Source organism: Rhodococcus sp. X156 (assembly GCF_004006015.1).
Taxonomy (GTDB): Bacteria; Actinomycetota; Actinomycetes; order Mycobacteriales; family Mycobacteriaceae; genus X156.
In genome coordinates this window covers 1,792,066-1,803,664 of record NZ_CP034766.1, presented here as the reverse complement: position 1 = coordinate 1,803,664, position 11,599 = coordinate 1,792,066, and the positions used below count along the sequence as shown (strand labels likewise).

The following is an 11,599-nucleotide window of genomic DNA, read 5'->3' as shown; positions in this document are numbered from 1 at the left end:
TCACGGGGGGCTCGCATCGCTGAGGTCGGGCGGGTGGTGGATCGGGTTCACCCTGGGTTGCTGGTCGGGGTCAACGTGTCTGGGTGCGATCCACTCGATGCGGCCGTGGGTGCCCATGCGGACGGTGAAGCCTTCGTGGGTGATGAGGCGGTGGTCGAACGGGCAGACGAGCGCGAGGTTGTGCAGGTCGGTGGGTCCGCCGTGTTGCCACTCGTGCAGGTGGTGGACTTGGGTCCACTGGGCGGGCATCTCACAGCCGGGTCGGGAGCAGCCGCGGTCGCGGGCGTACAACGCCAACCGTTGGGCCGGTGAGGCCAAGCGCTGACCCTGACCGAGATGGAGCACTTGTCCGGTGGAGTCGAGCACGCAGGGCAGCCACTTCGCGTCGGCCGCCCTGCGCAGCACATCGCGCACCGGCACCGTGCCGCCCGAGGCGGTCGACGCTGTCCCGGCGCGGCGCTCCAGGTCCGCCAGCCCCATGGTCACCACCACCGTCGCCGGCAACCCGCGGTTGTTTGGGAGCTCACCGGAGGCGAGGGCGTTGCGGCACAGCGTGGCCAGCGCGTCGTGGTTGCGCTGGGCGGCACTGCGCGGATCCGCCACCCCGTCCTCGGCGACGGGCCGCGCAGCGGCGGAGAAGGCGGCGTCCACCAGGGCCCGGGTCATCGGGTCGAGCTCACCGCTGATGCGGCTCATCCCGTCCGGGCGCTGCCGACCGATGGTGAACCCGCGCCGCCGGGCCCGATCGGCGTCAGAGGTCTCCCGCCCGTCGGGGTCGAGGTAGGCCACCAGTCGTTCCGCGGCCTTGGCTAATTCGGACGGGCGCAGCGCGCAGGCCTGCCCAGCCAGCGTCTCCTCGGCCAGGGCGGTCGTTTCGGCATCGAGGGATGCGGGTAGGTCGTGCATCGTCTTGGCGACGATGTCAGCGTGGCGCGGCGAGATCGCCCCAGCGGCTTCGGCTGCTGCCGTAGCGGGCTGCAGCGGACCGAGATCCGCACCAGTGAAGGAGGTCCGCGGACCTCGAAGCTGCGCAGCACGTACCCGGGCTCGCGCTTCCTGCACGTCCAGGTGCAGCAGCTCCGACAACAACCCAGCCGTGCCCCGCGCCAGGAACACCGTGGCCAAGGAACGGCACTCCATCTCCACGATCAACCGATGATCCACCGTCGGCTTCATCCGGTGCACCCGCTCCACCTCACGGCACACCGCCAACACCCCAGCATCGGACAGCCCGGCCAGTGGCACCTGCTGCAACCGCGCCACCACCGCGGCATGCTCAGCCAGCAGCGAGGCGACCTCGTCGGGGAGGTCCTCCGCTGCACCATTCGAACGCATGTTCGAATCATAGAACCGTGTGCCGACAATTGTGGGACAACGCCAAATGCCACCGATAGCCACGCTAGACAACGAGAAGTAGCCACGGGCATCATCGCCCCTTGGCGCATCAAGACGTTGTGCGCCAAAGAATTCGGCTGAATCAGCGGGGGCCGAATGGCAGGGATGTTCGCGCGTCGACGGATCACGCGCCAAGCAGGAAAGTCGGCGGCGAATCTCTACAGCGAGCACGCCCGCGCGTGGCGAGCCCGCAACCGCACGATGTTCATCGTCGCGGGACTCGTGGTCGCCACCATCTGCCTCGGCACGGCAACAGCAACGCACGAGCACAGGTGGCACGACTACGCGGGCATGCTCAGTGGTGGCGCGCTGTTCGCCTTCCTCATGATGTGGAACTCGCCGCCCGCCTGGATCGAGCAGTACCGGATGGGCAGCTGGGGCGAGGAGCGCACCGCCAAGGTCGTCGCCCAGCTGATGGGGGAGGGCTGGCGCGTGGTGCACGACCTCGACCGCGGCGGATCGAACATCGACCACGCACTCATCGGTCCCGGTGGCGTCTTCGCGCTGGACACCAAGAACCTGCAGGGCACCATTAGCGCCTCCGGCGACGTAGCTCACCCTCACCCGCCCCGGCACCGATCGACCCGCCTACTCCAGTGCGCCTCCGGCGGCGCAGTCCCGCGGACAAGGCCTCTACCTGAGCCAGCCGCTCCGCGAGCGCTGCGGCCTTCGCACCTGGGTCACCGGCGTGGTCGTGCTGTGGGGCGAGTTCCCGCAGGAGGTCGCTGGCGGCGACCGGATGACCTACGTCCACGGCGACCACCTCGTCGAGTGGCTGCGCGGCCAACGGGCGCAGCTCAACGCCAAGCAGATCGCCGAGATCGCCGCCGTGCTCGGCCCGCAGCAGCCACCGGCCACGGCCGGTCGTCACCGCGCCGGAGCAGTGTCCGAACAGCGCTGAGCGCCCGCCCCAGAGCCCTGGTGCGGGCGCTCAGCGCAACCGTCGGTGTCTACTGGCAGGTGTCGCCGTAGTAGGTGCGCAGCTTCTGCGCGCTGGGCTCCGCCTTCTTCTGCGCGGTGTTCAGCGTCTCGAAGGCCGCAGAGCTGGCGGCGGTGGACGTCTCGGTCTGCGCGATGACGAAGTCGAGGTAGCCCGTCCAGGTGGTCCAGTCCTGCGCGATCTCTGCGGGCGGAGTCGCGCTGCCCATCTGCTTGCGCGCGTCCTGCGCCTCCTTGCGGGCCGTGACCGGGGCGTAGAGCTGCAGGGAGCCGAACGTCCGGAAGCTCGCGTCCTGCTTCTCCAGGGTGTCGCAGAAGGCGTTGTCGCCGTGGGCAGAGGCCGCAGCGCTCGACGTGGGCGCGCTCGAGGTGGCAGCGCTGGAGGTGGCAGCGCTGGAGGAGGCGGGCGCCGACGAGCTGCTGGCCGGCGCGGACACCGTGGTGGGGGGCGTCGTGCCCGTCTCCGTGGACGCCTCCTCGGAGTTGGCGCAGGCGGTGGTGAGCGCGGCGGCGACGGCCACCACGCCAGCGAGGCGGAGGTACGAGGGCATGGATGGTGCTCCTTCAGTCAAGGCGGCCAACGGGACGAGCCCGACGAGAAGGAGAGTCGGGCATTACTCCGACGTTACGTTCTGTGACGCCCCGCATTGATCACGCCACTGCGCGTTTGTGGTGCGCACCACAGGTGCGCTGACCGGCCACAGCACCTACGCGCGCCAGAACGGGGACTGGCAGCTCGCCGTCCACCAGCAGTCGAGGGTCGAGCCGCTCTGAGCCGGCCGCGCCTGCCCACTCCGCGATGACTTCCGTCCGCTCGACCCGTCTACCGGAGCACCGGAGCGACGACCCGTCGTTCCACCGTGGAGGAGGGTCCGCCATGGAGCACTCGATCATCCCCAACCTCTGGTTCGACACCCAGGCCGAGGAGGCGGCCGAGTTCTACACCTCGGTGTTTCCCGACTCGCGCATCGTCAGCGTCAGCCGGTACCCGGAGAACTCACCCGGTCCTGCCGGCGAGGTGATGACGGTGGAGTTCGAGATCAACGGCCAGCGGTTCGTCGGCATCAACGGCGGACCGCAGTTCCCGTTCAGCGAGGCGGTCTCGTTCCAGATCACCTGCGCCGACCAGGCCGAGGTCGACCACTACTGGGACACGCTCGTCGCCGGCGGCGAGGAGAGCCAGTGCGGGTGGCTGAAGGACCGCTACGGCCTGTCCTGGCAGGTGGTTCCGGAGGGCATGGAGGAGGTGCTCGGCGATCCCGACGCAGAACGGGGCCAGCGGGCGATGCAGGCCATGCTCGGCATGACCAAGCTGGACGTGGCCGCAATGCGGGCCGCCGCCGACGGGGTGACGGCCGGATAGCGGACGCACCTGCCCGCCGGCTCAGCCGACGGTGATCTCCCGCGAGGCCAGCAGCCAGCGGCCGCCCTCGCGCCGGAAGCGGTCGTCGTAGCGGCCCATGGACACCAGCGTGGGCCGGGTGGCGGTCTGGGCGTAGAACTGCCAGATCGCCACTGCGCGTGCGTTGTCCGCGTCCTCGACCTGGACGTCCACACAGCCGGTGACGTGCCGGGTGGCGCTGCCCGGCCCGACGGTGCCCGCGGCCCGCCGCGTGCGGGCGGCCTCAGCGATCTCCGCGCGGCCCTGCCTGCGGCCCGCGGGCGCCCGGCTCAGCGAGTGCGCCGGCATGTCCCAGACGGCGTCGTCGGTGAACAGCGCGAGGTAGTCGTCGAGGTCCCCGCCGTCAGCCAGGTGCGCCAGGCGCGCAACGAGCGACCGAATCTCCTCTGCCGCAACAGCATCGGTCATCTCTGGCTCCAGGAGTGGCAGGGGCGGTGGGCGCGGCCGAGCCTAGGTCTCCCGGCCCCACCGCGGCGCGCTCTTCCCACCAGGTGGGTGCTGTCGACTTTGCGAACAACGCACTCCCTTGGCCGCACGGAAAGGGAATTCACCATTCTGGGCGCTTTGTCCGAAGGAATTGTCCGAACCCGCCGCAATGGTGGTGCGCGGCGACTTGGGGGCGCAGACTGGGTTAGCCGCCACTCAGGGGTGGGTCGTTGCCGATGACGATTTCGGGGAGCTGGTCGCATGCCCAACAGCCCTTTGCCGGACTACGTACCCGTCCTGTCGCGGGGCAGGCATCGCAAGCCCAGCAAGGGCGCGTGCTTCATGGAGCTGGCGTCGTTCCTGGCCGGCGAGCGCTGGTCCGACCACCCGGGATGCACCCACCCCCTGCTCGCGGCGCTGGCCCGCGACGTGAACGACCAGGTGCGCGACGAGGCCCGGCAACAGCTGTCCACGATGATTCCCGACGTCATCGGCCTCAACGACACGGATCCGCGGATCGACGCCTGGCTGGCCCGCGAGGTCTCGCTCACCGCCCTGCCGCTGGTCTCCGCGGAGCGGCAGTGCGTGGCCGTGGTCGGCCTGCTGCACTGCGAGCGGGTGCTGGACACCATCGAGGGGCGCCCACTGGACTACCTCTCGCCGGAGGTGACCGCCGCCATGGCCGCCTACCCGGACGCCCAGGACTGGGCGCTGCGCTTCTGCAGCCTGGGCTGGGGACGCCAGGACCGCTTCGACCGGCGCAGTGCACCAGCCATCATCCACTCCTGCGTGGTGGGGATCGCCGGCGCCAAGAAGATCGACGCCGACGCCGTGCTGGTGGACCTGCTGCGTCGCTCGATCGCCGACTGCCGCCGCTGGATGCACCACGAGCCGCAGCCGGTCACGGATGCGCAGTGGCGCCAGGTGGCCGAGCGCACCAGCCGCTGATCAGGTGAGCAGCTCGGCCACCCGCTGGTAGGCCTGCACCCGGTCCTGCTCGCGCAACGCCCGGACGGCGCGGTCGGCGTGGAACAACGCCTGCCTGCTCGGGTGGTAGGTGGCAACCTGCAGCAGCACCACCCGCAGGCCGGGCAGCAGCTGGACCAGCCGCAGCACGGGGTCGACGCCGGCCTGCAGCTGGCGCGGGGTGGGGGCCTTGTTGATGTACCAGGGGTAGGCGTTCCAGGGCAGCAGCTCGCGCGGGCAGACACCGACCTGGTCGAACAGCCGGGCCTGCCGCTCCGCGCTGGCGTCGTCGTTCTCGGTGCACAGGAACCCGGAGCCGCCCTCGACCTGCGTCTTGGGGCCCGGATCGCGCAGCACGCTCAGCACCCGGGCGTGCACGCCACCGTGCCAGGGCGCCACGTGCGGCAGCCAGCCCCGCCCGTCGGCGCCGTGCAGGGCGTCCACCAGCTCGTTCACCGCCCGGACGTGCGGTGCGTAGCGGTCGCGCTGCTGCTGCGCCCGGAACTGCGGGTCGGCCATGCGTCGCACCATCGTCGTCTCCCCGCGGACGGTGTCAGCCCCGCCGGTGCTGCTGCACACCGCGAACCGGGTGCCAGGTGGTCACCACCAGGTGCTGGCCGGCCGGGTCGACGCAGGTGTGCACCACTTCCTCCGGATCGATCACAAACCAGTCCACCGGGTCAGCACTGCTGCTGTCGGTGACGTCCCTGGCCCGACCGGACACCTTGGCCTCGCCCAGCCACGACCCCGGGTTGTCCTCGTCGGTGTCGTGCGTGGGGGAGTGGACCGCCACGCGGGGGTCGCGCCGCAGGTCCGCCGCCCGTCGGGTGCCCGGCATCATGCCCACCCTGAGGCCGGCGTCGTCCCACACCAGCTCGGTGCCGCTGATCCGGGGGGCACCGTCGCGGCGCAGCGTGGCCATGGTGGCGTGCTTGCGCACCCCGAAGCACCGCCGCACGGTGGCGGCCAGCTCGGTGTTCGCCACGGCAAAGTCCGTCCACGTCGTCGTCATGGGTCCAGGGTGCCTCAGCTGATCGTTACCAGCACGAAGCGACGACGTCACCGGCGCGAAACGCGGGGGCACTGTGCTCAGGGGACCGGCGCTCGGCACACCTCGTGCGCAGGCGCCCGACGACGAGAGCAGGTACGCATGACCGACGACGGTGAGCTGAAGGCGGAGACCCTGGCCAGCGGGATCGGGCGCCGGTCCCTGTTCCGGGCCGCGACCGCGCTGGCCGCAGCCGGGGTGGTGGCCCCGGCGGCGCTCGCGGGTACTGCGAGCGCCACGCCGGGTCGGCCCGTCCCCGCCGGACGCGACTTCCCCGTGCTGCAGCCCGGGGTCGGCAAGGTCCGCGGCACCTACCTGCGCTCCACCCCGCGCACCGTGCTGTGGGGAGAGCTGCCCAACCGCACCAGCACCCCGGCCGCGGTGATCTCCTCCGGCGACGTGCTCACCCTCGACGGCGTCTCCCACGAGGGGGTGCTGGAGGACCAGGGCAAGGACCCGGTGGCGTACTTCGGCAGCAAGGGAGTGCCGCGCAACCGGGTGCTCGACGACGCGGTGGACATCGCCCGCAACAAGGCGCACACCGGGCCGGGCCCGCACGTGGTCACCGGCCCCGTCGCCGTCCGTGGCGCGGAGCGCGGCGACGTGCTCAAGATCGAGACGCTCGACCTGGCGCTGCGAGTGCCCTATGGCGTGATCTCCAACCGCCACGCCAAGGGGGTGCTGCCCGGGGAGTACCCGGAGGGCTTCCGGGACAACCCCGCGAACGCGCCGTACTTCAACGCCGGCGGCAACATCTCGGTGTTCGCCACCGTGGAGCAACGGCGTGGCCAGCAGCGGGGCACCCTGCCCGGCGCGGTCCCGGTGAGCTATCCGCTGAACCCGTTCATGGGCATCATGGGCATCGCCCGCGACACCGCCACGATGGTGGACTCGGTGCCCCCCACCGACGTCGGCGGCAACCTGGACATCGCCGCCCTGGGCGTGGGCAGCACGCTCTACCTGCCCGTGCGCGTGCCGGGTGCGATGTTCTACTCCGGCGACCCGCACATGGCCCAGGGCGACGGCGAGGTCGCCCTCACCGCGATGGAGGGGTCGCTGCGGGCGACGTTTCGGCTCAGCGTGATCAAGCGCGGCGGCCGGGCGCCGTCGGTGGCGTTCGACTACCCGTTCGCCGAGACCAGCGAGCACTGGATCCCCATCGGCCTCAGCGACCCGGACGGCTCCGAGGGCGGCGCGCAGGTGACCACCCTGGACGCGGCGATGCAGACCGCGGTCCGCAAGGCGCTGGCGTTCCTCACCCAGGACCTGGGCATGGCCGGCCCGGTGGCCTACGCCTACCTCAGCGCGGCGTCGGACTTCGTGGTCTCCCAGGCCGTGGACCGCACCACCGGCATCCACGGGCTCATTCGCAAGGCCGACTTCGACCGTTCCTGACAGAGTCCCTGCCACAGGTCGTGCCTGTCCCAGGCCGACCTGCCAGCTCGAGCCCGCGGAGGTTGCCGTGCCTGTTCAGCCCCCGTCCCGTGCCGACGTCCTGCGCCTGGCCGCCGTGCACGGACTGCCGGTCAGCGAGGACAACGTGGATGCCTACCAGGAGCTGGTGGGGGCCGGGCTGGCCGGCTACCAGGGCCTGGACGAGCTGGTGGAGGAGACCGTGCCCGTGCGGTGGCCCCGCGCTGACCTCGGCCGGCGTCCTGCGGTCGAGGACAACCCCTTCGGCGGATGGGCGTGGCGCTGCTCGGTGCCGGGGGCGCCGAGCGGTCCGCTGCAGGGGATGCGAGTCGGCGTCAAGGACAACATCGCGGTCGCCGGAGTGCCGCTGCTCAACGGCAGCCAGATGATGGAGGGCTACGTGCCGCGGGAGGACGCCACCGTGGTCACCCGGCTGCTCGACGCGGGGGCAGAGGTGGTCGGCAAGACCGCGGTGCCCGGCTACTGCTTCGACGGTGGTGGCATCACCGGGTATCCCGACCCGCAGCCGGTCAACCCGTGGGACCCCACGCGGATGGCCGGCTCCTCCTCCAACGGCAGCGCGGTGGTGGTGGTCACCGGCCAGGTGGACCTGGCCCTCGGCGGCGACCAGGGCGGCTCGGTGCGCATGCCCGCCTCGTGGAGCGGCTGCGTGGGGCACAAGCCCACCCACGGCCTGGTGCCCTACACGGGCGCGTTCCCCATCGAGACCACGCTGGACCACCTCGGGCCGATGGCGCGGGACGTGGCCACGTGCGCCCGTGCGCTGGCGGTGCTCGCCGGCGCGGACGGGCTGGACCCCCGGCAGGTGGGAGTGCAGCTGCAGGACTACGTGGCCGCGCTCGAGCTGGGTGCGGCAGGGCTGCGGGTGGGTGTGCTGGCGGAGGGCTTCGACTGGCCCGGGGTGTCCGACCCAGCGGTGGACGCCACGGTGCGGGCCGCGGCCGAGGCGCTGCGCGAGGCAGGGGCCACCGTGCAGGAGGTGTCGGTGCCGATGCACCGGCACGGGTTGGCCATCTGGAACGCCATCGCCACCCAGGGCGCCACCGACCAGATGGTGCGCGGGGACGCCGTGGGCACCGGCTGGCGCGGCGCCTACCCGACCGCGCTGGTGGACGCCTACGGCGCTGCTCGCCGAGCCCGCGCCGCCGACTACCCGCCCACCGTCGCCGTCACGGTGCTCACCGGCGACTGGCTCGCCGAGCGCCACGGGCACCACTACTACGCCAAGGCGCAGAACCTCGGCCGCGCACTGGCCCGCCGCTACGAGGAGGCACTGCAGGACGTGGACGTGCTGCTGCTGCCGACCACCGCGATGACGGCACAGGCGGTGCCGCCGGTGGACGCGTCGGTGGGGGAGACGGTCGCCGCGGCGCTGGGCAACCTGCACAACACCGCGCCGTTCGACGTGACCGGCAACCCGGCGATCAGCGTGCCGTGCGGACTGGCCGACGGCCTGCCGGTGGGCGCCATGTTCGTGGGCCGCCACTTCGACGACGCGACGGTGCTGCGCGCGGGCGCGGCGTACGAGCTGGCCCGGGGTGCGTGGCAGGGGCCGCCCTCGAGGTGAGCGCCCAGCGCAGCACCTCCCAGGGCCGGTTGCTCCGAGGGGTCTGCGCCGGTGAGTCTGCGCCGATGACTTTGCGCCGATGAGCTGCGCCGGTGGGCGCCGTCCTAGGGGCAGGACCCATCGACGAGAGGACTCACCGTGTTCGACCTCGCCCCTGCCACCACCGCCCTCGCCGACCTCGTCCGCGGTGTGCGCGACGAGCAGCTGAGCGCCCAGACCCCTTGCGCGGACACCTCCCTCGCCGCGCTGCTGCAGCACGTCGACGGCCTGGCGCTCGCCTTCACCGCCGCCGCCACCAAGTCGCCCCTCGCTCCGGGCGCGAGCCAGGCCGAGCTGGGCCCCGACTGGCGGGTGCGCATCCCGCAACGACTGGCTGCGCTGGCGCACGCCTGGTCCGACGACGAGGCGCTGGCCGGGGTGACCGAGGCCGGTGGGCAGCAGATGCCCGGGGACGTCGCCGCTGCGGTCGCGGCCAACGAGGTGCTGGTGCACGGGTGGGACGTGGCCGTGGCCAGCAGCCAGCCGTTCCACAGCGACCCGCAGCTGACTGCGGCCGCCCTGCACTTCGTCGCGTCCGCGGTCGCGGAGCACCCCGAGGGCATCCCCGGCCTGTTCGGCCCGCCGGTGTCGGTGCCGAGCTCCGCCCCGCTGCTCGACCAGCTCATCGGCCTCACCGGCCGCGACCCGGCGTGGCGGGCTGCCCCAGTGACCTGATCAGCCCAGGGACCTGAACACAGCGGCCTGGCCCCTGCCTCACGCCAGGTCGAAGCGTGCCCGCTGCTCCGGCGGGACGAGGTCGAGGTAGTCCTCCCGGTGCTCGGCGACGACCTTGCGCACGTAGCTGCATGACGGCAGCACGGTGAGCCCGCGGCGGCGCGCGTCGTCGAGCGTCTCGGTCACCAGCCGCTTGGCCACGCCCTTGCCCTCGAACCCGCTCTCCGTCTCGGTGTGCAGGAGGTCGAGGGTGTTGCCACTCCGGCGGTACGCGACGAAGCCGGCGAGGTCCGCACCCTCGTAGATCTCGTAGCGGGACCGCTCGGTGCTCTCCGTCACGGTGGTGCTCATCGGTTCTCCTCGTGTCGATGTTGGTGCTGCTCTCCCAGGCTGCCCCAGCCCAGCTGTTCCTGGTGCTCGAGCCGGCGGTTGCCGGCGCTTTCCCGGTTCCACCGACCGGAAACCCTGGGGCGGAGGCTGGTTCGGTCACCTAGGTTGACCAGCGAGGACCGTCTCCGCCGTCTGGCGCGGATCTGTCGCTGAACTCGTGAGGAGCGCCGTCGGGCCATGACCCACATCTCTGCGGTGGCGCCACGCCGCCGTCGCCCCCGGCAGGACCCGGACAGCGTGCGCGCGACGATGATGGACACCGCCCGGCGCATGGTCGCCGAGGACCAGCTGCTCGCTGCCGGGCTGGAAGGGCTCGGCATGGAGGAGGTCATCGTCCGGGCTGACGTCCCCCGCGGGTCGGTGTACCGGATCTGGCCCTACCGCAAGGACTTCGTGCACGACCTGCTCATCCACCTGGCGACGCCGGACTGGTTCCGCTCGGGCTCCCTCGACCGACAGACGCTGCGCGCTACCGGGCAGGTGCTGCTGGAGAACTACGACCTCATCTCGGCCAACCGCTCGGCTGCCGAACGACTGTCGGTCGCCCACGAGGCCCTGCGCGTGGGCACCGAGACCAACTTCGAGTTCATGCGCACCGACGAGTCGTGGCGGATGTACACCGTGCTCACCGCCACGGTCCGCTCCATTCCCGACCCCCACACCCGGCACAGCGTCAGTGCGGCGCTGGAGCAGGCCGAGTGGACGCTCACCTCCACCCTCGCCCACTTCTACGCGCAGCTGGCCGAGGTCGCCGGGCTCCGTCTGACGGACCCCGCCCGTGGCTACTCCGGGCTGGCCACCGCCGGCGCCGCGGTGCTCGAGGGACTCAGCCTGCGCTACCAGTTCGCCGTGCGCGCCGCTGATCCCGCCCGGGTTCCGGCCCGTGAGCGGCCGTGGGAGGGAGCCGGGGCTGCGGAGCTGGAGGCGCGGACGCCCGGGCCGCCCTTCCGCGGGCAGCCGCGGGCGTGGTCGCTCGCCGCCTGGTCCTTCCGGGCCGTCTTCGACAGCTACCTGGAGTGCGTGCCCGTCCCCGACTTTCATCCGAAACCAATTGCGACGCTTGTTAATTTGCTCGACACATTGGCGCCGCCACATTTTGAGTAACAGTCTGTAGCTCACATTGCTACGGAAGGTGAGGCCGTTCGCGGTCGGTTGATCCGATTTCTGAGAAACCTTTCCCACGCGACCCCCATTTCGGCTGTACAGCGTTTGTGACATCGCATATCGTCTGTGCTCGTCGGGCCGTACAGCCCGGCAGCGTTGCCGCAGGATCAACGTGTTGTGCCGCTGGAGAACCCGTTCCGGTGACCCCGGCCAG

The 11,599-nt window shown here is 71.6% G+C and carries 13 protein-coding genes; 7 read left to right on the top strand and 6 right to left on the bottom strand.

All coding sequences use genetic code 11. The features are described 5' to 3' along the window. Positions 1–1,335, bottom strand: coding sequence for an HNH endonuclease signature motif containing protein (locus ELX43_RS08495; protein WP_127782998.1), 1,335 nt, complete (start codon positions 1,333–1,335; stop codon positions 1–3). Between the two features lie 748 nt (positions 1,336–2,083). Here ELX43_RS08495 and ELX43_RS18005 point away from each other — a divergent pair. Beyond that, on the top strand, positions 2,084–2,296 hold the full coding sequence (locus ELX43_RS18005; protein WP_241249834.1) for a hypothetical protein: 213 nt from the start codon (positions 2,084–2,086) through the stop codon (positions 2,294–2,296). Between the two features lie 49 nt (positions 2,297–2,345). Here ELX43_RS18005 and ELX43_RS08485 read toward each other — a convergent pair whose 3' ends face one another. Continuing rightward, entirely contained in the window at positions 2,346–2,885 is a 540-nt protein-coding gene (locus ELX43_RS08485; protein WP_127782996.1) for a hypothetical protein, read from the bottom strand. Positions 2,886–3,211: 326 nt separating this feature from the next. Here ELX43_RS08485 and ELX43_RS08480 point away from each other — a divergent pair, with 326 nt between their 5' ends. Further along, the gene (locus tag ELX43_RS08480) at positions 3,212–3,697 is read left to right on the top strand and encodes a VOC family protein (protein ID WP_127782995.1); all 486 of its coding nucleotides are present in this window, start codon (positions 3,212–3,214) and stop codon (positions 3,695–3,697) included. 21 nt (positions 3,698–3,718) lie between these two features. Here the strand turns inward: ELX43_RS08480 and ELX43_RS08475 are convergent, their stop codons facing one another. Continuing rightward, positions 3,719–4,144, bottom strand: coding sequence for a nuclear transport factor 2 family protein (locus ELX43_RS08475; RefSeq protein WP_127782994.1), 426 nt, complete (start codon positions 4,142–4,144; stop codon positions 3,719–3,721). 279 nt (positions 4,145–4,423) lie between these two features. On the opposite strand from ELX43_RS08475, the gene ELX43_RS08470 reads away from it, so the two are divergent. Continuing rightward, entirely contained in the window at positions 4,424–5,110 is a 687-nt protein-coding gene (locus tag ELX43_RS08470; protein WP_127782993.1) for a hypothetical protein, read from the top strand. On the opposite strand, the gene ELX43_RS08465 is transcribed toward ELX43_RS08470, so the two are convergent. After that, positions 5,111–5,659, bottom strand: a complete 549-nt coding sequence (locus tag ELX43_RS08465; RefSeq protein ID WP_127782992.1) for a uracil-DNA glycosylase — start codon at positions 5,657–5,659, stop codon at positions 5,111–5,113. A gap of 22 nt (positions 5,660–5,681) precedes the next feature. After that, positions 5,682–6,140 carry a pyridoxamine 5'-phosphate oxidase family protein gene (locus ELX43_RS08460; RefSeq protein ID WP_127782991.1) on the bottom strand — a complete coding sequence of 153 codons (459 nt, stop codon included), beginning with the start codon at positions 6,138–6,140 and terminating at the stop codon, positions 5,682–5,684. A 138-nt stretch (positions 6,141–6,278) separates the two neighbouring features. Here ELX43_RS08460 and ELX43_RS08455 point away from each other — a divergent pair, with 138 nt between their 5' ends. From ELX43_RS08455 to ELX43_RS08445, 3 genes are all read left to right on the top strand, one after another. Next, the gene (locus ELX43_RS08455; protein WP_127782990.1) at positions 6,279–7,571 is read left to right on the top strand and encodes an acetamidase/formamidase family protein; all 1,293 of its coding nucleotides are present in this window, start codon (positions 6,279–6,281) and stop codon (positions 7,569–7,571) included. Positions 7,572–7,638: 67 nt separating this feature from the next. Beyond that, on the top strand, positions 7,639–9,177 hold the full coding sequence (locus ELX43_RS08450; protein ID WP_127782989.1) for an amidase: 1,539 nt from the start codon (positions 7,639–7,641) through the stop codon (positions 9,175–9,177). 138 nt (positions 9,178–9,315) lie between these two features. Beyond that, positions 9,316–9,891 (top strand): TIGR03086 family metal-binding protein, encoded by a 576-nt coding sequence (locus tag ELX43_RS08445; protein WP_127782988.1) that lies wholly within the window; start codon positions 9,316–9,318, stop codon positions 9,889–9,891. Between the two features lie 39 nt (positions 9,892–9,930). Here ELX43_RS08445 and ELX43_RS08440 read toward each other — a convergent pair whose 3' ends face one another. Then, entirely contained in the window at positions 9,931–10,242 is a 312-nt protein-coding gene (locus ELX43_RS08440) for a GNAT family N-acetyltransferase (RefSeq protein WP_127782987.1), read from the bottom strand. Between the two features lie 216 nt (positions 10,243–10,458). Between ELX43_RS08440 and ELX43_RS08435 the strand changes: the two genes are divergently transcribed. After that, entirely contained in the window at positions 10,459–11,385 is a 927-nt protein-coding gene (locus tag ELX43_RS08435) for a hypothetical protein (protein ID WP_127782986.1), read from the top strand. Positions 11,386–11,599: the final 214 nt, after the last annotated feature.